Origin of the sequence: Streptomyces sp. NPDC006463 (assembly GCF_042870715.1) — a bacterium.
GTDB lineage: Bacteria > Actinomycetota > Actinomycetes > Streptomycetales > Streptomycetaceae > Streptomyces.
On record NZ_JBIAHP010000031.1, the window covers coordinates 38174 to 61134 of the forward strand.

The 22961-nt window shown below is 71.7% G+C and carries 22 protein-coding genes; 9 read left to right on the plus strand and 13 right to left on the minus strand.

The features are described from left to right. Positions 1 to 20: 20 nt before the first annotated feature. The 4 genes from ACFYOB_RS36580 to ACFYOB_RS36595 are packed head-to-tail and all read right to left on the minus strand — an operon-like array spanning position 21 to position 3792. On the minus strand, positions 21 to 1088 hold the full coding sequence (locus ACFYOB_RS36580) for an aldo/keto reductase (RefSeq protein ID WP_388567971.1): 1068 nt from the start codon (positions 1086 to 1088) through the stop codon (positions 21 to 23). A 55-nt stretch (positions 1089 to 1143) separates the two neighbouring features. Further along, positions 1144 to 2295 (minus strand): beta-ketoacyl synthase N-terminal-like domain-containing protein, encoded by a 1152-nt coding sequence (locus tag ACFYOB_RS36585; RefSeq protein ID WP_388567974.1) that lies wholly within the window; start codon positions 2293 to 2295, stop codon positions 1144 to 1146. Then, positions 2292 to 3527, minus strand: coding sequence for a beta-ketoacyl-[acyl-carrier-protein] synthase family protein (locus ACFYOB_RS36590; RefSeq protein ID WP_388567977.1), 1236 nt, complete (start codon positions 3525 to 3527; stop codon positions 2292 to 2294). Before ACFYOB_RS36590 ends, ACFYOB_RS36585 begins: the two co-directional genes overlap by 4 nt. Next, positions 3520 to 3792 carry a phosphopantetheine-binding protein gene (locus ACFYOB_RS36595; protein WP_328923731.1) on the minus strand — a complete coding sequence of 91 codons (273 nt, stop codon included), beginning with the start codon at positions 3790 to 3792 and terminating at the stop codon, positions 3520 to 3522. Before ACFYOB_RS36595 ends, ACFYOB_RS36590 begins: the two co-directional genes overlap by 8 nt. Positions 3793 to 4070: 278 nt before the next feature. Here ACFYOB_RS36595 and ACFYOB_RS36600 point away from each other — a divergent pair, with 278 nt between their 5' ends. Beyond that, positions 4071 to 5126 (plus strand): ketoacyl-ACP synthase III family protein, encoded by a 1056-nt coding sequence (locus tag ACFYOB_RS36600; RefSeq protein ID WP_388567980.1) that lies wholly within the window; start codon positions 4071 to 4073, stop codon positions 5124 to 5126. A gap of 58 nt (positions 5127 to 5184) precedes the next feature. After that, positions 5185 to 5889 carry a 3-oxoacyl-ACP reductase FabG gene (gene fabG / locus ACFYOB_RS36605; protein ID WP_388567982.1) on the plus strand — a complete coding sequence of 235 codons (705 nt, stop codon included), beginning with the start codon at positions 5185 to 5187 and terminating at the stop codon, positions 5887 to 5889. 176 nt (positions 5890 to 6065) lie between these two features. On the opposite strand, the gene ACFYOB_RS36610 is transcribed toward fabG, so the two are convergent. Further along, positions 6066 to 6791: a response regulator gene (locus ACFYOB_RS36610; RefSeq protein WP_388567984.1), complete on the minus strand. Its 726-nt coding sequence runs from the start codon at positions 6789 to 6791 to the stop codon at positions 6066 to 6068. Then, a complete protein-coding gene (locus ACFYOB_RS36615; protein WP_388567987.1) occupies positions 6770 to 7951 on the minus strand; it encodes a sensor histidine kinase in 1182 nt (393 codons plus the stop codon). The genes ACFYOB_RS36610 and ACFYOB_RS36615 overlap by 22 nt, the downstream gene beginning before the upstream one ends. Positions 7952 to 8128: 177 nt before the next feature. Here ACFYOB_RS36615 and ACFYOB_RS36620 point away from each other — a divergent pair, with 177 nt between their 5' ends. The 3 genes from ACFYOB_RS36620 to ACFYOB_RS36630 are packed head-to-tail and all read left to right on the plus strand — an operon-like array spanning position 8129 to position 10363. Then, positions 8129 to 8611 (plus strand): helix-turn-helix domain-containing protein, encoded by a 483-nt coding sequence (locus ACFYOB_RS36620; protein WP_388567990.1) that lies wholly within the window; start codon positions 8129 to 8131, stop codon positions 8609 to 8611. 7 nt (positions 8612 to 8618) lie between these two features. Beyond that, positions 8619 to 9164: a toxin gene (locus ACFYOB_RS36625; protein ID WP_388567992.1), complete on the plus strand. Its 546-nt coding sequence runs from the start codon at positions 8619 to 8621 to the stop codon at positions 9162 to 9164. Further along, on the plus strand, positions 9161 to 10363 hold the full coding sequence (locus ACFYOB_RS36630; protein ID WP_388567995.1) for an MAB_1171c family putative transporter: 1203 nt from the start codon (positions 9161 to 9163) through the stop codon (positions 10361 to 10363). Before ACFYOB_RS36625 ends, ACFYOB_RS36630 begins: the two co-directional genes overlap by 4 nt. Before the next feature lie 6 nt (positions 10364 to 10369). On the opposite strand, the gene ACFYOB_RS36635 is transcribed toward ACFYOB_RS36630, so the two are convergent. From ACFYOB_RS36635 to ACFYOB_RS36645, 3 genes are read right to left on the minus strand one after another with little or no spacing between them, the layout of a single operon-like run. Further along, the gene (locus ACFYOB_RS36635; RefSeq protein ID WP_388567998.1) at positions 10370 to 11212 is read right to left on the minus strand and encodes an SMP-30/gluconolactonase/LRE family protein; all 843 of its coding nucleotides are present in this window, start codon (positions 11210 to 11212) and stop codon (positions 10370 to 10372) included. Then, positions 11209 to 12330 (minus strand): DUF1611 domain-containing protein, encoded by a 1122-nt coding sequence (locus ACFYOB_RS36640; RefSeq protein WP_388568000.1) that lies wholly within the window; start codon positions 12328 to 12330, stop codon positions 11209 to 11211. Before ACFYOB_RS36640 ends, ACFYOB_RS36635 begins: the two co-directional genes overlap by 4 nt. A 13-nt stretch (positions 12331 to 12343) precedes the next feature. Continuing rightward, positions 12344 to 13876 (minus strand): FAD-dependent oxidoreductase, encoded by a 1533-nt coding sequence (locus tag ACFYOB_RS36645; RefSeq protein WP_388568003.1) that lies wholly within the window; start codon positions 13874 to 13876, stop codon positions 12344 to 12346. A 101-nt stretch (positions 13877 to 13977) separates the two neighbouring features. Here ACFYOB_RS36645 and ACFYOB_RS36650 point away from each other — a divergent pair, with 101 nt between their 5' ends. The 4 genes from ACFYOB_RS36650 (at position 13978) to ACFYOB_RS36665 (ending at position 19669) form a co-directional block, all read left to right on the plus strand. After that, positions 13978 to 14778 (plus strand): BTAD domain-containing putative transcriptional regulator, encoded by an 801-nt coding sequence (locus ACFYOB_RS36650; RefSeq protein ID WP_388568006.1) that lies wholly within the window; start codon positions 13978 to 13980, stop codon positions 14776 to 14778. A 180-nt stretch (positions 14779 to 14958) separates the two neighbouring features. Then, a complete protein-coding gene (locus ACFYOB_RS36655) occupies positions 14959 to 15630 on the plus strand; it encodes a 4'-phosphopantetheinyl transferase superfamily protein (RefSeq protein ID WP_388568009.1) in 672 nt (223 codons plus the stop codon). 232 nt (positions 15631 to 15862) lie between these two features. After that, a complete protein-coding gene (locus ACFYOB_RS36660) occupies positions 15863 to 16096 on the plus strand; it encodes a hypothetical protein (RefSeq protein WP_388568012.1) in 234 nt (77 codons plus the stop codon). A gap of 288 nt (positions 16097 to 16384) precedes the next feature. Beyond that, entirely contained in the window at positions 16385 to 19669 is a 3285-nt protein-coding gene (locus ACFYOB_RS36665; protein ID WP_388568015.1) for a hypothetical protein, read from the plus strand. A gap of 142 nt (positions 19670 to 19811) precedes the next feature. Here ACFYOB_RS36665 and ACFYOB_RS36670 read toward each other — a convergent pair whose 3' ends face one another. From ACFYOB_RS36670 to ACFYOB_RS36685, 4 genes are all read right to left on the minus strand, one after another. Beyond that, complete coding sequence (locus ACFYOB_RS36670; RefSeq protein ID WP_388568018.1) at positions 19812 to 20267, minus strand: transglycosylase SLT domain-containing protein; 456 nt, start codon at positions 20265 to 20267, stop codon at positions 19812 to 19814. A 409-nt stretch (positions 20268 to 20676) separates the two neighbouring features. Continuing rightward, on the minus strand, positions 20677 to 21264 hold the full coding sequence (locus ACFYOB_RS36675) for a hypothetical protein (RefSeq protein WP_388568021.1): 588 nt from the start codon (positions 21262 to 21264) through the stop codon (positions 20677 to 20679). Between the two features lie 150 nt (positions 21265 to 21414). Further along, complete coding sequence (locus ACFYOB_RS36680) at positions 21415 to 22017, minus strand: TIGR03086 family metal-binding protein (RefSeq protein WP_388568024.1); 603 nt, start codon at positions 22015 to 22017, stop codon at positions 21415 to 21417. 110 nt (positions 22018 to 22127) lie between these two features. Next, a complete protein-coding gene (locus ACFYOB_RS36685; protein ID WP_388568027.1) occupies positions 22128 to 22826 on the minus strand; it encodes a hypothetical protein in 699 nt (232 codons plus the stop codon). Positions 22827 to 22961 lie beyond the last annotated feature (135 nt).

Here is a 22961-nt window from a genome sequence, read left to right on the forward strand (position 1 = left end):
GGGGGTGGGAGCGGCCGCGGTCAGGGCTGGATGTCTCCGGGCAGGTTGCGGTCGCCGGCGATCGCGCGCATGTGCCAGTACGGGTAGGGCGCGGGCCTGTCGCTCGCCGCGTCCAGGCGCTGCCGCTCCTCGGTGGTGAGCTCCCACTCGACGGTGCCGAGGTTGTCCTGGAGCTGGCCGGGGCGGCTGGCACCGAAGACCACGGACGTCACGGCGGGCTTGCTCAGCACCCAGTTGAGGGCGACCTGGGCGATCGAGACGCCCCGCTCGCGGGCGATGCCGTCGAGAACCTCCACCACGTCGTAGGCCTGCTCGCGATCGGTGAGCGGGGCGATGGAGGCGGGGCCCTCGTGCGCCAGACGGAAGTCCGCGGAGACTTCCTGCCCGCGCCGGTACTTCCCGCTGAAGAAGCCGCCTGCCAGCGGGCTCCAGACGGTGATGCCCACGCCCTGGTCGGCGGCGGCGGGCACGATCTCGTGCTCCAGTTCGCGGGCGCCCAGGTTGTAGTAGCCCTGGTAGGCGGCGAAGCGGGCGAGGTTGCGGTGGTCGGAGATGTCGAGTGCCTTCATCAGCTGCCAGCCGGGGAAGTTCGAGCAGCCGATGTAGCGCAGCTTTCCGGCGCGCACCAGGTCGTCGAGGGCCCCGAGGGTCTCCTCCAGGGAGGTCCGCGGGTCGGTGCCGTGGAGGTAGAGGACGTCGATGTAGTCGGTGCCGAGGCGGCGGAGACTGGCCTCGACGGCACGGATCAGGTGGTGCCGCGAGGAGCCGGCCGCGTTGATGTCGTCGGGGTCGGTGCAGAAGCGGGCCTTGGTGGCGATGACGGCCTTGTCCCTGCGGTCCTTCAGTGCCAGGCCGAGCAGTTCCTCGCACTCGCCGTCCCGGTAGACGTCGGCGGTGTCGAAGAAGTTGACGCCCGCGTCGTGGCAGGCGTGGACGAGGCGGACGGCGTCGTCGCCCGCGTTGACGCCGAACTGGGACCAGTTCGCACCGGGCAGCCCGCCGAACGCGCCGGGGGTGCCGAGGGTGGCCGCCCCGAAGGACAGCTCGGAGACCTGGAGGCCGGTTCGGCCGAGATAGCGGTAACGCATGGGGAGGGGATGTCCTTACGTGGTGGTGGATCGGTGGGGGCGGGGGGCGGGAGCCTCAGACGCCCCGGTCCGGGTGCAGCAGGACGGCGCAGCCGACCGAGCCGTCCGGGCCGACGGAGGTGACGAGGGCGGCCCGCTCGCCGCGGGTGTCGAGGTGGGGGTCGTGCCAGCGGGCGACGACGGCGGCGACCTGGAGGGCGACGCCCGCTCCGTGGGTCTCGCCGAGCACCTCCTGCACGCGGAGCAGATGCCGGCCGTCCGGGCTGCCGTCGGGGCCGTCGAGCGCCTCGCGCAGGGCGCGTTCCTCCACGCCCGCCCAGCCTCGCCGGCCGGCCGCACCGGGTGCGACCACGGCGACGTCGGCGGCGCCGACACCGCTGCGGGCGAGGGCGTGCCGTACGCAGGTGGTGAGGCGGCGGGCGACGGCGAGGGGCCCGCCTGCGGCGAACCCGGTCTCGACGGCCATGACGAGGGCGAGGGGGCTCTCGCCGGTGGCGCCGTCCGGGACCGTCCGCAGGGCGAACACCGCGGCGCCTTCGCCGAGTGCGGTGCCCGGTGCGAGCGATCCTGCCCTGTGCCAGGCCCAGGCGCTCTGGGGCGACAGTTCCTCCACGCCGCCGGTCAGCAGCCGGTGTGCGTGGCCGGCCACCAGGGTGTTCCGGGCGAATCGCAGGGCGTGCAGTGAGGCCAGTGGTCCGCCGGAGACGGTGGCGTTCGCGTCCGTGAGCCCGTGGCGGATGGCCGTGCGGCCTGCCGTCGCGTTCATCAGGGTGCCCGGGAAGGCCGAGGGGTTCACCATGTCGGGGCGTTCCTGGACGAAGGTGTCCCGGGTGAAGCGGCCGACACCGCCGCTGCTGCCGACGGCGCTGCCGAGGACCACGCCGGTCCCGGAGCGGTCGGAGACCGGTTCCAGTGCCAGGGTGCACGCGGCCATGCCCAGTTGTTCGGCCCGCGTCAGCCGGTTCAGTCCCTTGGTGCCGAGGAGGTCGGCGGCCGGGAAGTCCGCCGGGCGCAGGGTGAGGGGCGGGTAGTCCTCTGCCTCGCGGGCGGCGGGCGGCTGTCCGCCGCCCGCCGTGCCCAGCCGCAGGGCGTCGGCGAGGGGTTGCAGTCCCACGCCGGCGCTGCTGACCACGCCGGCGGTGTCCAGTGCCAGGGGGACCACCGTCCGCGAGGTGACGGCCGGACACTGCTGGTCCACGATGCTCATACGGTGAACTCTCCGAAGATCGTGACGGCGTTGTTCCCGCCGAAGGCGAAGCCGTGGTTCTGTACGATGCGCGGCCGGGCCGCCCGGGCCCGCCCCTGGACGCAGTCGAGTCCCGGTCCCAGCGCCGGATCCACCTGGCGGAGCGTGGCGCTCGGCGGAAGGAAGCCTTCGGACAGGGCGGCACAGCACACCAGGGCCCCGAAGCCGGCCGCCGCCCCCATCGTGTGCCCGAGCATGGACTTGATCGAGCTGATCGGCGGGGGGCCGTCGGTGAACACCTCGCGCACGGCGGCCGTCTCCGTGGAGTCGTTCGCCTTGGTGCCGGTGCCGTGTGCGCAGATGTAGTCCACGTCGCCGGGCTTGATGCCGGCATGGTGGTGGGCGCGCCGGATGCACTCGGCGATCGACGCGGCGTCCGGGTTGGTCATGTGGCGGGCGTCGCAGGTCATGCCGTACCCGAGGACCTCGGCGTAGATCCGGGCCCCGCGTGCCAGTGCCGTGTCGAGGGGTTCCAGGAGCAGCGCCGCACTGCCCTCGGCGGTGACGATGCCGTCGCGGTGTTCGTCGAAGGGGCGGGGGACGTCGGCGGCGAGGGCCCCGAGGCGGTGGAAGCCTGCGTGGGTGGCCCGGTTGGAGGCGTCGGATCCGCCGCACAGTGCGGCGTCCGCCTCTCCCGTCCGGACCAGGTCGAAGCCGTAGCCGATGGCGTAGTTGCCGGCGGCGCAGGCGGTGCCGAGGGTGATGGACTCGCCGCTCAGGTCGAGTTCGGCGCTGACGGCGGCGGCGATCCGGCCGGCGTCGGCCTGACCGGCGAGCGCCGGGTCGAGCGCGCCGAGGCCGTCGTCGACCCACTGCCGGGTCAGCTCTTCCAGCACCTGTGACTCACCGTTGGTCGTTCCGAAGCAGCTCGCGGTGGTTCCCGCGGACAGCGCGGCCGGATTCACTCCGGCGTCGGTGACCGCCATCCGTGCTGCTGCGGCGGCGAAGCGGCCGCTGCGCCCCCACTGCGCGGGATCGGTTCCCCGCAGGTGCATCTCCGCGTGGAAGCCGCGCACTTCACCCGCGAGGGTGCGGTCGAAGCCCGTGCCGTCGAACTGTCCGATCGGGCCGATGCCGCTGCGCCCGGCCCGGATCGCCGCAGTGAGCGCGCGGGCACCGAGCCCGAGGCTGCTCACTGCGCCGAGCCCGGTGACGACGACCCGGCGCCCGGTGGCGGAGGCCTCGTCAGACACCCAGCGCCTCCGGGGTGCTGTGCTTCTCGACCAGGAGGTAGGCGCTCGGCAGTTCGTCGAGCTCGGTGAGGTCCTCCTGCGGAATCCGGATGCCGAGGTCGCGCTCGAAGCGCGAGAAGATCTCGATGATCAGCAGCGAGTCCGCGTCGAAGTCGTCGGCGAAGCTGCTCTCGTCGGTCAGGGCGTCCACGTCCACTTCGAGGACGTCCGCGACGATGGCCCGCACCTGCGCGCGCCGGTCCTCGGATATCGCGATGTCACTCATTTGATTGCCCTTCGATTCACTGGTTGTGGGAGGCCGGAACCGGACGTCTACGCATCCCCCGTTCGGCCTGAACCAGCCAATCCCAGGTCCGGAGGCAGCGGCAAGCACTCCGAAAGTGACATGGGTGTTGCCTCCGGCGGGGTCCGTGCCGTCTACCCATGGGGGTGGTCGGCACCGGATGCGGGGGTTTCCGGCCGGCTTTTGCCCGCACTTTCATCGGGGCGCCCGAGCATCCCGGCGATGAAGACGATCCGATGTGCGGACAGGTGGTGCGGGGGATGAGACCGACCGAGCCGGTGGGCATAGTGACGGCCGGGATGTGGCTGCCCGAGGGGCGGTCCCGCGCCTCGGACGCGGTCGCCGCGGGACGGTTGCGCAAGCGCGACGCGGCGGCCCTGGGCCATGAGAGCGTCCCGGACGCGGAGGAGGTCGCCCCGCCCGACGCCGCGGTCCTCGCGGCCCGCGGGGTGCTGGACGCGGCGGGCCTGGAAGCGGACAGGCTGGATGTGCTGGCGCATGCGTGGATGTACTACCAGGGGCACGACCTGTGGTCGCCCGCCCACTACGTCGCCCGCAGTCTCGACGCCCTGCGGGCCCTGCCGGTCGGCATCCAGCAGGTCTGCAACGGCGGCGCCGCCGCCATGGGGCTGGTGATGGCGTGGCTCGCCTCGTCGGACCCGGCCCCCTCGGCGCGGTCGCGGCTGGGCCTGGTGACGACGGGAGACCGCTTCGCCGCGCCCGGCTTCGACCGCTGGGCGGGCGACTACGGAGTGGCGTACGGCGACGCGGGTACGGCCGTGCTGCTCCGCCGGCCTGCCGCGGACGGCGACGTGTTGCTGCTGCGGTCGGTCGCGACGGTCGCGGACCCCCTGCTGGAGGAGATGCACCGCGGCACGGATCCCTTCTCGCCGGTCGCCCGCGGACATCGCGACCAGGTCGACATGCGCGCCACCAAGCGGGCTTACCTGCGCACTCACGGAACGCTGCCGTTCACCTCCTCCAACCGCCGGGCCATCCGCACGGTCGTCGCGCAGGCGCTGGCCGACGGTGGCATGGACGGACGCGACCCGCGGCTGACCCATGTCGTGCTGCCCCGGTTCGGTGCCAAGACGCTGGCCGAGTCGTGGATCCCGGTCCTGGCGGAGCAGGTGGGACGGGCGCAACTGCTCGACCTCGGCCGGGAGACCGGGCATCTGGGCGCGGGCGACGCGGTCGCGGGACTCGCCGACCTGGTGGCGCGGGGCCTGCCCGCGCCCGGGTCCAGCGCCCTCGTCTTCAGCGCGGGGGCCGGCTTCACCTGGTCGTGCCTGCTGGTGGAGTCCCCGGCGCGATGACCTTCGCGCCGTTCACGAGGCCGGGCGAGCGCCCGGTGTCCCAGAAGGAGAGAAACACATGTCACGTTCCGTCTTCGTCACCGGCGGCAACAGGGGGATCGGTCTGGCCGTGGCGCGGGCCCTGGCCGCCGACGGCGACCGGGTGGCGGTCGGCCACCGGACCGGGACGCCCCCGGACGGATTTCTGGGGGTGCACTGCGACGTGACGGACGACGCCTCGGTCAGGGCCGCCTTCGCCGCCGTCGCGGAGGAACAGGGGCCCGTTGAGGTTCTGGTCGCCAATGCGGGTATCACCCGGGACACTCTGCTGCTGCGGATGGACGACGCCACGTTCGACGAAGTGCTGGAGACAAATCTGAAGGGCGTCTTCCGTACCGTGCGGGCCGCGGCGAGCGGCATGCTCGCCGCCCGCCGGGGGCGGATCGTGCTCGTGTCGTCCGCGCTGGGCTTCCTGGGCTCCCCGGGGCAGACCAACTACGCCGCGGCGAAGACCGCACTGCTGGGCTTCGCCCGCTCGCTCGCCTGGGAACTGGGCTCCCGTGGCATCACCGTGAACCTGGTTGCGCCGGGGATCATCGACACGGACATGACGAGCGGGCTGACCGAGCGGCGCATGAAGCAGGTCATGGGGATGACTCCGCTCGGCCGGCCCGGTACGGCCGAGGAGGTCGCCGCTGCGGTCCGCTTCCTCGCCTCGGAGCAGGCCGGGTACGTGACCGGCGCGGTCCTGCCCGTGGGCGGCGGCATCGGCATGGGCATCTGAGCCGTCCGTGGCCCTCATGTGTGCCTCTCCGCGGCCGTCTCGGGCGGCCGCGGAGGGGTACGTGCCGTCGCGCGTCACGGCGTCGTTCGCAGGGCCCGCGGCGCGGGCGTACTGCCGGGCCGGGCCCCGGAGCGCGTGCCGGGGCCCGGTGCCGGCTGCCGGCGCCCGGCCCGGATCTACCGCAGGACGGCGTCCGGCAGGCTGTGCGGGCCCCGGAGTACGACGTCCGGCAGGCTGCGGGTGTCCCGTAGTCCGCGAGGGGCGGTCACCGGAGGAGCGATCAGACCGCGCTGCACCGCCTTGTTGGCCGCCTCCACCCGGGACCCCGCGTCCAGCTTGTCGAAGATGTTTCGCATATGGCGTTTCACGGTCCCCTCGGCGATGTCGAGTCGGCGTGCGATGCGGTAGTTGCTCAGTCCGCTGGCGGCGAGCTCCATGACCTGCGTCTCGCGGACCGAGAGCGGCGCGATGTCAGCGGGTGCGGGAGCGGCCAGACTGCGGGCGGAGAGCGAGATGGTGACCCGGCTGCCGCCGGCGCACACGTCGCGCACCGTTCCGGCCAGGGACTGGTGGCTCACGGTCTTGTGCAGGAACCCCCGGATGCCGAGCGGCAGCAGCGCCTGGACCAGCCCGGGGTCGTCGTGCATGGTCAGCACCATCACCTGGGTCTCCGGCGCGGCCTGGCGCAGGTGCCTGACGGTGGCGGCCGGGTCCTGGTTGCCGGGCATTTCGATGTCCAGGAGGAGTACGTGGGGTCGGAGTTCGGCGGCCAGGCGCACGGTCTCGGCGGCGTTGCCGGCCACGGCCACCACGTCGAAGTCCTCCTCCGCGTCGAGGAGTTCCGCCAGCGCGTCACGCAGCAGGGTGTGGTCGTCGGCTATCAGGATGCGAATGAGTTCCATGTCTCCCCCGGATGCGGCCCGTGGCCGCTGGTCAGCGGCACCCACAGCAGCAGCCGGGTGCCCTTTTGCGGAGCGCTGAGCAGCAGGCAGTGCCCGCCCATCTGTGTCACCCGCTCGCGCATGGCCGTCAGCCCGCCTCCGTGTTCGCGCAGGGAGTCGTGGCGAAAGCCCCGCCCGTCGTCGCTGGCCTGGACCTCGACGCGGTGGTGTGAGATCCGTACACCGATCGTGACGGCCTGCGGATCGGCGTGGGCGAAGGAGTTGCGCAGGAATTCCCCGACGACGAGGACGATCTCCCGGCGGTGCGCGAGCGGCACCCGCGACTCGTCACCCTCCACCGTCAGCCGTACGGGAAGTCCGGCCAGGTTGAGCCGGTCCGCGTGGCGGCGCAGCGATTCCCCGAGGCCGTCCTGTGCGGTGCTGCGGGTTTCGCGCAGTCCGCTCACCAGGCCGCGCGTCAGGTCGGTGGCCTCCTGCAGCGCGTCGTGGACCGCCGCGAGGTGCCGCTGCGTTCCCGGGTCGTCCGCGCCTGCGGTCCGGGTCTTGAGCTGGTGGAGCTCCAGGTGGCGGAAGGCCAGGGCGAGACTGCCGCCCAGGTGGTCGTGGACGTCGCGGGCCAGGCGGCCGCAGCAGTCGTCGCCCGGGGCCGGTCGGGGCGTCCGCAGCTGGGTCTCGTAGCCGTGGGCCGCGGCCCGGGTGTGGCGGGCGGACACCCGCCGCACGATGTCCGCCGCGTGTTCGACGCCGGGCTTGCGGCCCGCCGCCTCCACCGTCGCGACGAGTGCGTCCGTGAGCAGGTCCATGGCGGACAGGCAGTCGGCGAGCCCGAGGTCCGCGGCGGCCCATCGGGCGCCGAGCTCACGGAAGGACGCCTCCATGGGCGGTACGCGGTCCAGGTGTCCGGGTGTCAGGGGCCGGGCGGTCGCGTCGAGGGCGCGGGCGCACTCCGCGAGGACCAGTTCGGCCCGGGCTCGGGTGTCCCGCCACAGTTCCGGGAGCTCCACCAGCGGATGGCCCTCGGCCGTCAGGGCGTCCGCGTAGCGGGCCAGCACGTCGGCGGCGGCCCTCCTCAGGCGGGGGCCGGGCCGGTCCGGGGCGGGATCCGCGCAGTCCGCCGCACGGTGCGCGTCGCCGTGTTCCGGCGCAGAGATGTTTCCCACCCAAGCCTCCCCGAATCGGGCCCCGGTACCGACCGGCCGACTGCTGACGGCTGCCGACATCCACCCGCTTGTTCATCTCAGCTAACGATCCGACCGTAGGTGCGGGTCTTCGGGCTGTCAACTACGATTGGTCGCCATCACCCTGCTGGTTCACGCTGGCGGACAGAAGGAGTGTTGATGCCCCCCTTGGCCGACAAGGTCGACAAACTCTTCAGGACCATCCGCACCAACGGCCGGGAGTACACCTACGAGGAGGTCGCGCGCGGCTGCAGCCAGCTGAGCGGCGGCACGTTCTCAAAGACGTACGTCTGGCAGCTGCGCACCGGACAGCGCGACAACCCCACCAAGCGGCATCTGGAGGCGCTGGCGGCGTTCTTCCGTGTGCCCGCCGCGTACTTCTTCGACGACGACACCGCCGAGCGGGTCGACGCGCAGCTCGCCATCGCCTCGGCGATGGGCAACGCCGAGGTCCGTGACATCGCCCTGCGGGCCATGAGCATGGACGACTCCGGCCGCAAGCATCTGGCGCGCATCATCCGCGAGGTCAGTCTGCTGCACTCGGCGGCATCCTCCCGCGGGCAGGCGGGCCGCGGCGACGGGACGGCCGGCGGCGACCCGGAGGGCAGAGACACCGACGGCACGGCGGGTACCGGGGAATAGACCGCTGATGCGATTCCTACAGCGGCACCGGCACCGGTCCGACCTCCAGACGCTGCGCCGGGAGAGCCGGCAGCGGCTGGCCTCCTTCGGACTGCCCGAGTCCTACGACCTCATGACCCTGTGCGACCACCTCAGCGACTCCCGGGGCCGGCCCATCCATCTGCTGCCCATGCCCCTGGACGCGTCCGGTCCGTGCGGACTGTGGCTGGCCTTCTCGGACGCCGACTACGTCGTCTACGAGCAGCACACCAGCCGGCACCACCAGGAGCACATCATCGCCCACGAGCTGGCGCACATGCTGTGCGGCCACCGCAGCGGGACCGCCGACTCGCCGGCCGTCGCCACGCTCTTCCCCGACCTCGACCCGTCGCTGGTGCAGGACCTGCTGTGCCGGGACAACTACTCCGACACCCAGGAGCGGGAGGCGGAGGTGATGGCGTTCCTCCTCGGTGAAGGCCTGCGCTCGCAGCGGGGCGCGGCCACCGCCGAGACGGACGGGGTGCTCGGCCGCATCCAGGGCTCGCTCGACTGGCGCCGCCGGGACCGGACATGAACAGTGTCCGCTACCCGCTGGGCGCGCTGGTCTGCTGGCTGGCGTTCGCCCGCACCCTCCCGCCGGTCCTGCGGCGCGGACCGCAGCCGGCGCTCGTCGCCCTGTGCGCGTCCTTCGGCTGCCAGGGCATGTACCTCGCCATGTCCACCCCCAGCCACCTGACCGGAAAGCTCTTCGGAACGGTCACCTGGTACAACGTCTCCGTCCAGATGTGGATCATCGCGGCGATCGCCTGCCAGCAGGTGCTGCTCATCCACTGGCTGCACCCTCGGGAGGAGGCCCGCGTCCGCGCGCGCCGCCGGCTGGCCCTGATGGCCTGTGTGCCGTTGGCGATGGCCGTCCTCTTCGAGCTGGCCGTACTGCACGGACCTCCCCGGAACAGTTTCGTACACCCGCGGGAACAGCCGTACTTCGTGGCCTACCAGGTCGTCTACCTCACGGCCTTCGCCCTCGGGAAGGCCGTGGTGGCGAAGGCGTGCTGGTTCTACGCCCGGCTGACCGAGGACGTCTGGGTAAGGCGTGGACTGCGGACCGCGGCGGTCGGTGCGTGCCTCGACCTCGTCTACTCCCTGGGGCGGTTCGCCGACGTGTTCCTCGTGCACCGCGGATGGGACCCGTCCGCCTGGGCGGACGTCACGCGGACCTGTCTGACGGTGGGGCTGACCCTGAACACCGTCGGATGGACGGCGCCGTTGTGGGGCTCGCGGGTGCAGGCGGTACAAGCCTGGTGGGCCGACTTCCGCCGCTTCCGGCGACTGCGCCCGCTCTGGTACGCCCTGTACCGGGCCCACCCCGAGACGTCCCTGCAGCCCGCTCCCCGCAGCGATCTCTTCGCCCTGTGGGACCTGCGTTTCCGTCTGCACCGGCGGGTGATCGAGATCAGGGACGGTTGCCTGGCCCTGGGCGGACAGGTCTCCCCCGGACTCGCCCCCGCCCCGGGGCCGGACGGGAGCGAGGAGGAGCGGGCGCGGTGGGAGGCGGCGCGCATCGCGGCCGCCCTGGCCGCGCGGCCCGGGCAGGACGGGCGGGACGGGCGGGACGGGCAGGACGGGCGGGTGGACGACGCCGACCCCGTGTCGGTGATGAGCCCGGACGACCTGGACTACTCCGCCGACGTACGGTGGCTGGTCCAGGTCTCCCAGGCCTTCGCCCTCGCTCCGGTCGCGCGGCCGGAGCCCGACCGCGCGACCGCGCCGTGAGCGTCCTCAGCCGGCGAACGCCGTGGGAACGAGACCCTGGCCCGCACCGGGCACGACGAAGACGCTGCCCGCGAGCGGTTCGTCGTGTTCGGGCGCACGCCGCGCCGTGGTGACGTAGAGGTCGGTCAGCTCCGTCCCGCCGAAGCCGCACGCCGTGGTGAGCGCGGCGGGGAAACGGATCTCCCGGTCGAGCGTGCCCCGGGGCGTGTAGCGGCGGACCGCGCCGCCGCGGAAGAGGGCCACCCACACGCCGCCGTCGGTGTCGACGCACAGACCGTCGGGCACGCCGGCCGTGCCGGTCATTTCGGCGAACGGACGAGGGCTGGAGGCCTCCCCCGTGGACAGGTCGTAGTCGAGCACGTCGATACGGCCCGTGGGGGTGTCGACGAAGTACATCCGGCGGCCGTCCGGGCTCCAGGCGATGCCGTTGCTCAGGCGGGCACCTGAGAGCGCGCGGTGCGTCACGCCCTGGGCGGAGACGCAGCCCAGCCAGCCCGGGGCGGACGGGCCGGCCATGGTGCCGACCCAGAGTCGGCCCCGCCCGTCGACGCCCGCGTCGTTGCCCCGTACTCCTTCTGCCGACCAGTCGGCGAGCGAGCGCAGCGACCCGTCGGGCTCGCGCACCGCCACACCGTCGCGCATGCTGAGCACCAGGCCGCCGCCGGCCCGCGGCTTGGCGGCGGCGACGGGCTGTTCGAAGCGCAGGACCGTGTCGGTGCCGTCCGCGGGGCACAGCCGGTGCACCTCGCTGCGGTTCATGTCGACCCACAGCAGCGTTCCGTCGGCCGTGTCCCAGGTCGGGCATTCGGCGAAGGCAGCCACCGCGCGCAGCACCACCTCCACGCTCACCGCACGGCCCCGGCCAGACCGGCCCCCGCCCGGTTGGCGTCCTGCGCCGGCGACCACACGGCCTCGGCCGCGTCCAGTAGGACCGCCGCACCGTCACCGTCGAGGACGTCGGCGACCGGGAGTCCCAGATGGCGGAGCCGGCGTACGTTGTCCCGGCCGCGGGTGGCGATGGCCACGACGGGGGCGCCGCCGAGGACTTCGACCATGCGGATCTCCGTCTCCAGGTCAGCGAGGGGCAGATGGTCCCAGTGATAGCGCGAGACGCGCTCGGCGTCGTGCGCGAAGACGACCGCGTCGGGCTGCGAACCCTGAAGGATCGCACTGGCCAGGCCGCCGAACGCCGGGTGCATGACGGACGCCTGACCCTTGATGATCAGTAGGTCGTGGCGGGCGTCGGCCTGCTGGACCAGATGCTCGACCAGGCCCGCCGCCTGGAACACCGGTGTCCGGTCGATGATCGCGCCTTCGGTGCATCCGGCGAGCAGACAGGTCTGACCGGTTCCCACGTAGCCAGAGTCGATCTTGCGGGAAAGAGCTTCCCGATGTATCTGGAGGGCGGTGGTCCGCTTTCCGACGACACAGTCACTTCCGGCGACATGAATAAGTTTGGCGCGCCTCCTGTGAACCCGTCCGGAATACTTGGGCAACACGTCGTGCGGACGTCTCACATCGACAATGCGCTGCCCTTCCGAGAGCATCCCGGCGAGTTCCGTGCCGAGCAGCTGAACATGGAGACAGGAAATGACGTGAAGGCCACTGCGAACGGCGGTGCGTATCTCGTCCCACCAGAGATCCGGCAGGTCGCCCGGATCTCTCGGCGTGTGCAGGAACTTGCCGTCCAGCGACTCACCGAAATCTGACTCGGTCAGCGCCACCACCAGCGCCTCGGGGCCGTATTTCAAGGCCTCGGCGACGGACCCGACGACCGGGATGTCGGTTCCCGGCACCACAGATGCCGAGGTCGGGTGGGGGTGGGAGCGGTCGACGACCGCGACGGGGCGGAGCACCGTACCGTGCCGGATCACCCCCTGGACGGTCTTTCCCTCGGGATGGGCGAATACTCCGTCGGCGAACAGAACAGCAGGGATCGGCAATTGCGAAAATTCTGAAAGAAGCACCGTGTCATCCTAACTACCGAGCCGGGGCAGTTCGCCCGGCCAAATCCCGCACTGCCGAGTGGAGTTCGTCACGAAACGGGTCGCTCAGCGCAGCGACCGTCCCGTCGGGCCGTACGAGAACGGCACACGGGCGGCTCAGCCGGAGCAACGAGTGGCCGATATTGTTCGTATCGGAAATCACTGTGACGCGAATGTTCTCGTGCGCCTTCCGAAAGATATCGGCCAGATCCTCGACGTCCCTGCGGTGGCTTCCCGTTCCGGGGAAGAGCAGCAACAGCGGTGCCGCGGCGCCCAGTTCGTCCCGCAGCCAGCGCCCACGCTCCGCGTCGAGCGGTACGTCCGGCAGTCGCATTCCGGTCCGCAGGTGGCCGGCCCTCTGGCGCGGTCCCGGATGCGCGAATGACAACTGCGCCTGGCGCGGCACGACGACGCGGTTCAGGACACCGCTGCGTCCCGCGGCCCCCAGCGCCGCGTCCCGGGCCCGCGCACGCCAGCCGCTCATCGTCCACATGCGCGTCTGGAGGTCGGTGTCGCCGACCACGGCCCGCGCGACCCTGAGCCGCTCCTCCTCCCACTGCGACAGCGCCTCGTCGCCCCACCGGCCCTCGCGCACCCCGGCGAGGCGCCAGGCCAGCGAAGCCGCGTCCTCGATACCGGTGTTCAGTCCTTGGCCGCCCGCCGGGCTGTGGATGTGCGCGGCGTCGCCCGCCAGCAGCACCCGGCCGACCCGCAGCCGGTCGGCCATCTTGCGGTGCACCCGGAACACCCCCGTGCGCTGCTCGCCGATCAGCTCGATCGGCACCGGGCACCGTTCCGAGGCCGCGCGCTGCACGGCATCCCGGGGGTCGTCCACCGCCAGGTCGGGCGCCGCGCTCACGAACGTCCGGTACATGCCGCCCGGCAGCCCCACCACGACCAGCACTCCGGCGGCCGACATGAAGTAGTGGACCTCGTCATGGGCCAGCGAGGTACGGACCGGGCCGTCCGTGAGCAGGAACTGCTGCGGATACGAACTGCCCCGGAAGGGCACTCCCAGCACCTCGCGGACCCTGCTGTGCGCGCCGTCGCAGCCGACGACCCAGCCGACGCGTTCCGTCACCCGGCCCCGCGCCGTCTCCAGCTCGGCGCTCACCCCGGCGCCGTCCTGGGTGAAGGAGGTCAGGGACGTCCCGAACTCGATCGTCCCTCCCAGCCCTCGGAAGGTGTCCCGCAGGACCGCCTCCGTCTCCTGCTGCGGAATCGACAGGGCGTACGGGTAGCGCGTGCGGCGCATTCCGCCGAACGCCAGACGGGCGACACGCTCCCCCTGCGAGTGGTAGTTCTGTGCGCGCAACACCACGCCGCGCCGGTGCAGTTCGTCCGCGGCACCGAACCGGGCGAGGGCCTCGATACCCCGTGGCCACAGAGCGATCGCCTTGGAATGGGGGTTGGGACGCTCGGAGCGGTCGACGACGCGCACCGGCACGCCGCGCCTGAGGAGTTCGATCCCCGTGACGAGCCCGACCGGGCCCGCTCCGACGACGAGCACCTGCGACGATTCGGTCATGATTCCACCTTCTGTGCGGATGTCTCTTTAGGCGCAGCCATGCGCTTCTTGCGGGGCAGAGCCGCCGGACACGGCCCGCGTGCGTGCTTGTATTCCAGCCGTTGAACGGCGATGCGCACGGTGTCGCCGACGGACTGACGGAGGTGCTGGCAGCAGTGGCCGGCCAGATCTGTTTCTCGGTGCTCGGAGCTCTTGGCGTCTCCACGGGCACCACCCCACACACCCTGCGCGGCCCGATGGTGAACAAGGTCATGGCCCTGCTCCTGCTGCGGGCGGGCCAGGTGGTGGAGGTCGACACCTTCATCGACGAGCTGTGGGACGAGCGGCCCCCGCGCTGGGCGCTCAGCACCCTGCGCACGCACGTCTACCATCTGCGCCGCCAGCTCGACGAGGTCCTGGAGTTCCCGGCCCAACGGCTGTTGCACACCCGTGCGTCCGGCTATCTCCTGGACATCGACCCCGAGCAGTTGGATGCCACACGGTTCACGCGGCTGTTCCGGGACAGCGAGCGGCTGCTCGCCCGGGACCGGCCTGACGAGGCCGTAGCCGCCTGCCGCGAGGGGCTGGCGCTGTGGCAGGGCCGCGCCCTGTCCACGGTGCGCCCGGGGCGGGTCCTCACCGGTCACGTCCAGTACCTGGAGGAGCTGCGCGTACGGGCCCACCAGGTGCGCGTCGAGGCGGAGATGCGCCGCGGCCGCCACACCCACCTCGTACCCGAACTGCGCGACCTGGTCGCCGCGCACCCCTTCAACGAGTGGTTCCACCACTCGTTGATCGAGTCCCTGCGGGAGTCGGGCCGACGCGGTGAGGCGCTGAGCGCCTTCCAGGCTCTCAGGACCATGCTCCGGGACGAGCTGGGTCTCGAACCCGCCGACGTTCCGTCGTGGAGCGTGCCTGCGTGACGGCTTCGTGGACGCTCTGGACATGGACCTCCTCCTCGCTCTGCCTGGAGTGCTGATGGTGGGGCGCCGCCATGAAAGCCGGATAAAAGCGAGGGGGAGGACTGCCGGATGGGCGGAATCTGTCACCTTGGAGGCACGGGCGGCCCCTCCTTGAGGGGCACAGGGACGCCCGTCCTTGCCGTGCGCCCCGCGCGGGACGTGATCGCCGTCCTGCGCATGGCGGACGGGGACACGTACGGGTACGGGGATGGGGACGGCATGCATCCGGCGGAGCGGGCCCTGATGCGGGGAGACTCACCGGCCCGCCGCCGTGACTTCGCCGCGGGACGCGCCGCGGCCGCCGACGCCCTGCGGCTGCTGGGCCGGTCGGGACCGGTCCTGCGCGAGGCCCGGCGCCCCCGCTTCCCGACGGGGGTACGGGGTTCCATCAGCCACTGCCGGGGGGCGGTCGCCACCTGTCTGGCCACCACCCGGACGGACGTGGCCGCCGTGGGTGTGGACGTCGAACGCGTCGGCCGACTCTCGCCGGAGACCGCCGGCCTCGTCTGCACACCACCGGAGCGCGCCCTGGTGGCCGGGGGCGACCAGGGCGGACGGCTCCTCACGGTGATGTTCTCGGCGAAGGAGGCCTTCTACAAGGCGGCCACCGCCCTGGACCTCCCCCGCGAGCCGGTCTTCCACGACCTGGAGGTCCTCCCGGCTCCCGGCCACGAGAACGGCAACGGCAACGGCAACGGGCTCTGCCTGACGCCCGCCGCAGGGCTCCTCCCCGACGGATACACCGTCCGGGGCCAGGTCCGGTCCGTCGGCCCGTACGTCTGGACGACGGTACTGCTCCAGGCCGACCCTTGAACGCCGGCCCACGAATTGGCACGCCCTGGTGCACCTGAACGGTCCTGGCGGAGCGTCAGCGGCCGTCGCGGCGCCACTCATACCGCAGGTCAGTACGCGGGCTGGACCCTGCCAGGGGACTGCGTACGCCTGACTGGCACCATGATCGTCAGGGAAACCGCGAAGGCGCACGGTCCCTGAGAGGTCGTCACAGCCAGCTGAACGCGCGCGAAAACTTTGAAGGTGAACGGTAGTGGCCGGGCTCGTCTATTTCCGGAAGGTCTTCGAAGATTCGGAAGTGGTTCGTTACGACTTCGGGGATGATCCCGACAGTTTCTCGCGGCGACTGACCATGAAAAAGGCTCCTCGCACCTCAGTCGCCGACGATGACCTGGTGGACTACGCCTTCCTGAAGGCATCGAGGAAGATCAACGCGTTGCACGCAGAACGTGGCCACTGGCCGGAGCGCGGCATGAGTGTGAGCTGACGCCCACGCCGTCGCGGTACTGCCGCCACGGCGCCGGACGATTGCGAGCCCTCGCCGTCGGGAGCGGGTCGGTCTCGGGTCAGGGCCGTCGGCCGCGCCGGGAACTCCCGTGCGGACGGGTGATCACCGTTGTTATGCTCCGACACGATCGGAGGGGGGCCGATCACGGAGAGTCAGGCCGACCGGCCCGCGAAAGCGGCTGCGTGGGCCGGCTCCACGGTGTCCCCTTCCTCCTTCGCTCGCCTTGAGAGGGTGGTTGTGGAACCGACCGTAAGACGACCGTCGCGAGTGCGCCGAGGGCTGGGAGCCGCCACGCTGGCCCTGGTCACCGGCGCTGCGTTGCTGACCGTGGCCGCGCCCGAAGCGGTCGCCGCGCCGATCGCCGACGCCCCCGCCGAGCTGGTGCTGCCCCCGGCCCCGCGGGGCCTCCCGGCCAGGGACCAGCTCTTCGTGGCCGGCGACACCGGCCTGCTGCACGCCCGCGAGGGCAGCGACCAGTTGCTGTGGACCCGGTACGACACCGGCGCCACCACCGACACCGGGCTGCGGCTGCCCGCCCCGGTCAGCGCGGACCTGGACCAGGGCGAGCCTCCGGGCGGATACCGGGGAGCTCCCGACCACCGCTACGGAACCTCCTCCGACACCGCGGCGATCCACACCGCGGCCACGGCGAACGCGCCCGCCAAGGTCGACCTGTACGACCTGGCCACCGGCCGGCCGGTCGCACTGGGCACCGTCACGATCCCCGCCGGGCAGACCTACTCCGGCACGTACGGGCGTACCGTGCTCACGTTCGAGGGCAGCGGTACCACCGTCTCCGGCTGGTTCCTGAACCGGCTGGACGGCGGCTCCACGGTCTGCACCAAGGTGGCGCTGCCGGCCGACGCGGTCCTCGCAACCTCGGTGCACGACGGCGACCAGAAGTCGCTGATCCTGCGTCACCGCCTGAACGACCTCACCCACTCCACCCTGGTGGACGTCGTGACGGGGCAGACCACCGGGCTACCGGACGAAGGCGAGTACGAGCACACGAACGCCTTCCGGCTGGCCAAGGGCAAGGTGCTCCACACCGGCTACCAGCGCCCGGTGGACGTGCTGGACCGGGCGCAGCCGCAGACCGTGCTGAGTTCAGGTTCTGCCTCCTTCGACCCGGAGAAGGGCGAACTGCGGCTGCTGGGCGACTGGTTGATCGGCACCGAGTCCGTTTCGGGGACCAGCGGCGACAACCGGGGCCGTCCGCTGCACTTCGCCGGCATCGGCCCGAACGCCGGAATCTTCGAGTACCTGCTGGAATTGGCCGACACCCAACTGCTGCCCGCGCCGGACGGCTCGCTCATCGCGGTGGGCAGCCCCAAGGTCCCCGAGTACGGCGCACAGCCGCAGACCGCCGTCCACCGCCTCACGGCGGACGGCGCCGCCAAGCCACTGGCCGGCAAGCTGGTCGACGTCCCTCATGCGCCCGCGACCGTCTTCGGCCTGTCGATCGGCGGCGGCGTGCTCACCGCCGCCTCGGACACCGTCCACTTCCAGCCGGGCGACATCACCGGTTCGTTCCGCAGCTACCGCATCTCGAACGACGCGACTCCGGTCAAGACCTTCGAGAACCTCGACGGCACGCACTCCATCAGCAACTGCTTCAGCCACAACCCCGGCTGCGTCGGGCTCCGTTCCACCGGGGACGACCGCTACCTCGAGCACGAGCCGGTGGTCCGCAACGCGGCCGTCCTCCGCAAGGTCGGCTACCGCGACTGGGCCGGCACCATACCCACCGGCGGCGTCGACGGCCTGCAGACAGCGGACGCCTCGGGCCGTTACGTCGTGCTCGCGCAGACCGCGTACGGCAACTGGACGTCCAACCACAAAGTGATCGTGGGCGATCTCGACACCCGTACCCAGGTGTCCCAGACACAGGCGACGGGCGTCGCCGTACAGGGCGACACGCTCTGGACGTCGAGGCAGGGCGACAACACCGTCTACGCCAGTGACCTGCGCGGCGAGATGGACCGTGGCACCTTCACCACCCCGTGCCCGGCCACCCTGCTGGAGGCCGTCGGGCGCTACGTCAGCTGGGCCTGCCAGGACGACCAGGGCACCGTGCGTACCAGCGGGGTGTACGACACGGTGACCCGCCAGACCCTTTCGGTGCCGGTGCAGTCCGTCGGCTGGTTGAACACGACCTGGGGCCGGGAGTCGCTGCTCGGCGACGGCTACCTGGTACGTCAGGACCTGGCCACCGGCCGGCTGCTGCTGCTCGACTTCCACGAGGGAATCAAGACCTCCGGCGGCGAGAACACCGTGCAGGTCCGCACGCTCGCCCAGGGCGAGGAGTGGAAGCGTCTGCGCCAGCCGAACCGGTCCTGGGCCGTCGACCGCACCGGCGCGAACATCGTCTGGACCGATGGCGACGGGCAGCGCATCCACGTCGCCAACAACGGCATCTCGGCCGCCCGGGCCGGCGACCGCTTCAGCGCGCTCTCCCCCGCGCGGCTGCTGGACACCCGAGAGGCCCTCGGCCGTCCGGGGAACGACCCGGTGGCGGCCGGCGGCGAGGTGTCGCTCCAGGTCGCGGGCCGGGCGGGCGTGCCGCAGTCCGGAGTGAAGGCCGTCGTGCTGAACGTGACGGTGACCGACCCGAAGTCCGACGGCCACCTGACCGCCTGGCCGTCGGGCACCACCCGGCCGGACTCCTCCAACCTGAACTGGACGGCCGGGCGGACCGTAGCGAACCAGGTCGTGGTTCCGGTGGGTGAGGACGGCAGGGTGAACCTGCGCAACGCGGGCTGGGGCACGGCGCACCTGATCGCCGACGTCTTCGGCTACTACTCCGCGGATGCCGGCGGCAGCACCTACTCCGCGGCGGGCCCGGCGCGGCTGCTGGACTCGCGGGCGGCGGTGGGCCGGCCGGGCACCACCCCGGTTCCGGCGCGCGGCGAGATATCGCTGCAGGTCGCGGGTCGTGGCGGTGTACCGCAGAGCGGCGTCAAAGCCGTGGTGCTGAACGTGACGGTGACGGACGCGAAGGACGCCGGGCACCTGACGGTGTGGCCGTCGGGCAGCGAGCGGCCGAACTCGTCCAGCCTCAACTGGACGACCGGCCAGACCGTACCCAACCACCTGGTGGTCCCGGTCGGCGCGGACGGGACGGTGAAGCTGTTCAACGCGAGCTGGGGCACCGCCCACCTGATCGCCGACGTCTTCGGCTACTACTCCGACGACCAGGCCGGTGCCACGTTCCACACCGCCGGTCCCAAGCGCATGCTCGACAGCCGGACCACCGGCGCGGTGCCCGCGCGCGGGACCACCGTGCTCGACCTCTCCGGCAGCCGTGAACTCGGCCGTGCCAAGGCGGTCGTGCTGAACGTGACGGTGACCGACCCGAAGTCCGACGGCCACCTGACCGCCTGGCCGTCGGGCACCACCCGCCCCGACTCGTCCAACCTCAACTGGACGACCGGCAGCACCGTGGCCAACCTGGTGACGGTGCCGGTGGGCGCCGATGGCAAGGTGGAGATCGCCAACCTCGGTTGGGGCCCCGCCCACGTGATCGTCGACCTCTTCGGCTACCTCGGCTGACCGAGGTAGCCACGGCACGGACCCCGAACACCCCGCCGATCCGTCGACGGCGCGCGTAGTTCGGTGGCCGGGTACGCGAAAACGCCCGGCCGGGATGTTCCCGGCCGGGCGTTTGCGTGCGCGTGTGCTGTCCGCTGGTGGCTTAGTACCAGTGGTGGGTCTGCCAGAAGTTCCAGGCACCGACCGGGCTGCCGTAACGGGAGTTCATGTAGTCCAGGCCCCACTTGATCTGGGTGGCCGGGTTGGTCTTCCAGTCGGCGCCCGCGGAGGCCATCTTCGAGGCCGGCAGGGCCTGCACCAGACCGTAGGCGCCCGAGGAGGCGTTCGTGGCGGTGTGGTTCCAGCCGCTCTCGCGGGAAACGATGTTGTTGAACGCCGCGAACTGCGCCGGGTCCTTGATCATCTGCTGGGCGATCGCCTTGGCGCTCGTCGGGGCCGCCTGAGCGGGAACCGTGGCGAGCATGGAACCGGCGACACCCAGGGCGACGACGGAACCCGCGAGGGTCTTCTTCGAAGCGGCGATGCGGCGGATGACGGACTTGGACACAGACAGACCTTCCGAAGGCAACAAGGGACAGTCGCGGCATGCCGAAGACATGCGTGAGCCACTCACGCGAAGGAGAGGGATTCACCAGCGGCGGACAAGCACCGTGCCGCCCGGCGACTCATCCAGTTCTACAGACGCCCCGACCCCCTGGCAACGACCCCGCCTACTAGGCACCCCAGGAGTCTGCCACCGACACCGCGCCGGCACGCCGCAGAGGATCCGTGCAGGTGAGAACCGGTATATGGAGCCGATATCGGGCCTTTTGCAGGCTACTAGCCCGGCTCGTATGTGACGTGGGCCCTATGGGGCGAGTCACCACCGAGGGCCCCGAATCTCACGCCGCGTGACCATGCATACCCCTTCTGCAGGGTGGTCGAAGTCGGGCTAAACCCCCGAATCGAAGGAAATCGGCGCACCGGAGGCGGCGGGTTCCCGAGGGCCGCGGAGCGCGGCCCTGAGGTCAGGGAGCGTCCTCACCCGCAAGGAAGTCGGCGATCAGCTCGGGCGGGTTCGCGGCGCGCGTCAGTGCGAACATCTCCTCGGGGTCGAACATGTCGTAGAGGATCACGGGCACGGCGCGGCCCAGAGCGGCGGTCAGGTGCCCGCCTTCGTGCAGTTCCCGGGCGAGGCCGACGCACAGCCCGCGGAAGTCGGAGTCGAGCCGTTCGGCGCGCTCGTACTCGACGTCCCCGGCCGGGTCGTCCTCCCGCCACAGCCCCTCGGCCACGGCCTCCCGGCGGTACAGCTCGGCACCCCGGGGATCCTTCTCCGGCTCGTGCCCGAGGACGCGGATGCCTTCGAGGCCGGATGGCGGGAAGTACGCGTAGCTCCAGCGGGCCTCCCACCGATCGGTCGGACCGGCCTCGTCGGAGGCCTGGGCGGCTTGCTCCCCGGTGGTGTACCCGACCGCCAGATAGGGGAACCGGGGGTCCTGGTCGACGCTGTCGAGCCGGAACGTGACCGCGTACGTTCCCTGCTCCGACGCCTCGGGGAAGCCCGCCAACACCTCCACCGTCCGGTCCGTCATGTGCTGCCTGAAGGTGGTCACGAAGCCTCCCCGGTCGTCGTCCCAGCGCCTGGGGACTCCCCGCCGGTGACGGGCGCGGTCCCGGCACCGGCCAGCAGTATCCCAAGTCGCCCGGAGGCATCCACGCCTACCGGCCGGGGTCCGCTCCAGACGGACGGGTGATGGCCTACGTCACGGGGACGTCGGAGGCGTCCAGCCCGGATCGCGCCCGCTCAGCCCGATTGCCCGGTCCAGCAGCGGGGCGTCGTCCGCTACGGGCACGACGGGTCCGAAGATGCCCCCGCCTCGGCTCTCGTCCTCGGCAGCCGCCAGCAGGAACGCATGCGAAACGCGCAGTGCGGCCTCATCGGGTACGTATTCCTGGCCGGTGGCCCGAGCCAGGTCCCAGCCGTGGACCACCAGTTCGTCGACGGCCACCGCACCCGCGATGTCGCCGGGCAGGTCCACGCCGCCCGCGCGGGTCATGCCGGTCCAGGCGGCCGGATCCTTCCAGGCATCGGCCAGTTCGCCGAGGAGCTGGGGCAGTTCCTCGCGCCAGCGGGCGGGCAGGGAGGGCGCGGCCGAGCCGGGGGCCGTGTCCGTCTTGGGGCCCAGGTCCTTGCGGGCGGCGTCACGGAAAGCGGCGGCGAGGCCCGCGAGGTGACCCAGCAGGTCGCCTACCTCGTACTCGGGACAGGGCGTCCGGCCGTCGAGCCGGGCGTCCGGGACGCCCGCCACGAGACGGGCCACGATCCGGGCTTGCGGTCCGAGGTCGAGAGTCGCCGTATCAGTCATCTGCCGTTCCTCCGAGACGATGGGTCTGAAGGGTAGACCGGCAGCGGAGCCCGTACTCATCGCAACACGGACCGGAAAACCACTCGGCAGACCAGCTCGGACGGTACCCGTCACCGGCGGGGCGTCGGTACAGCCGCCCGGCCCTGTCGGCGGTCGGCGTACCAGTCGACGCGTGTCCGTGAGGTGACGGGCAGGGCTTCGAGCTCGTCGTCGCCCAGGATCTGCTCAGCGGTCTCGTTCGAGCAGCCGACATAGGTGGACAGCAGGTCGTAGTCGGTGGTGACCACCCAGCTGCGGTCCTGGGGCCACCAGAATTCCGGGCCGTCCGACCCCACCCGGCCCTTGACCTCTTCCCGTACGGATTCCAGGTCGGTCAAGCAGGAACGGCGAACGAGTGGTTCTTCCTCACCCCGGCAGAGCGCCGCCAGGTCATAGGCGAAGTAGACCTCCTGGTCGCCGGTCATGCCGGCGAGCAAGCGTGCCAGCGCGCCTCGGCTCCGGTCGTCGAGGTCCCCTTCCTCGGTCTGCCACACCGGCTCACCCGCGGCGTCGTGCTCGTCGGGGAGCGAGAGGTGGGACAGCTCGGAGTGAAAGGCGATGCCGCCTTCCTCGGCCCACGTCCGCCACCTGCGAGTGCGGCCCGACCCGTCCACGGCCTCGAACCGGTGGAAGATGCGCACGTACGCCTCGAACCCGCTCGGCACCAATTCGGACACCACGTGCCCGGGTCCGGTACCGGACCGGCCAAGCCGCTCCTGGAGCCACGCCAGCTCCGTACCGTCGTACGTCCACGCCCGTACCGTCGCCATGGCGTCCATTCTCATGGACCGCGCGAGCCTGCTCTCCAGTCTGGTGGAGTTCCAGGTGACGTGCGACCCGTCGGCGCTCACCCCGGGCGCCGGGCGCGCGACCGCCCCTGCGTGAACTGCGCGGCCCGGCCTTCG

Bases quoted from the DNA above. Each gene is read 5' to 3' on its own strand.
- ACFYOB_RS36600 (WP_388567980.1), top strand. From the start codon at position 4,071: ATGAGACCGACCGAGCCGGTGGGCATAGTGACGGCCGGGATGTGGCTG.
- ACFYOB_RS36680 (WP_388568024.1), bottom strand. From the start codon at position 22,017: ATGACTGATACGGCGACTCTCGACCTCGGACCGCAAGCCCGGATCGTG.
- ACFYOB_RS36610 (WP_388567984.1), bottom strand. From the start codon at position 6,791: ATGGAACTCATTCGCATCCTGATAGCCGACGACCACACCCTGCTGCGT.
- ACFYOB_RS36625 (WP_388567992.1), top strand. From the start codon at position 8,619: ATGCGATTCCTACAGCGGCACCGGCACCGGTCCGACCTCCAGACGCTG.
- ACFYOB_RS36645 (WP_388568003.1), bottom strand. From the start codon at position 13,876: ATGACCGAATCGTCGCAGGTGCTCGTCGTCGGAGCGGGCCCGGTCGGG.
- ACFYOB_RS36685 (WP_388568027.1), bottom strand. From the start codon at position 22,826: ATGGCGACGGTACGGGCGTGGACGTACGACGGTACGGAGCTGGCGTGG.
- fabG (WP_388567982.1), top strand. From the start codon at position 5,185: ATGTCACGTTCCGTCTTCGTCACCGGCGGCAACAGGGGGATCGGTCTG.
- ACFYOB_RS36670 (WP_388568018.1), bottom strand. From the start codon at position 20,267: ATGTCTTCGGCATGCCGCGACTGTCCCTTGTTGCCTTCGGAAGGTCTG.
- ACFYOB_RS36585 (WP_388567974.1), bottom strand. From the start codon at position 2,295: ATGAGCATCGTGGACCAGCAGTGTCCGGCCGTCACCTCGCGGACGGTG.
- ACFYOB_RS36595 (WP_328923731.1), bottom strand. From the start codon at position 3,792: ATGAGTGACATCGCGATATCCGAGGACCGGCGCGCGCAGGTGCGGGCC.
- ACFYOB_RS36620 (WP_388567990.1), top strand. From the start codon at position 8,129: ATGCCCCCCTTGGCCGACAAGGTCGACAAACTCTTCAGGACCATCCGC.
- ACFYOB_RS36580 (WP_388567971.1), bottom strand. From the start codon at position 1,088: ATGCGTTACCGCTATCTCGGCCGAACCGGCCTCCAGGTCTCCGAGCTG.
- ACFYOB_RS36630 (WP_388567995.1), top strand. From the start codon at position 9,161: ATGAACAGTGTCCGCTACCCGCTGGGCGCGCTGGTCTGCTGGCTGGCG.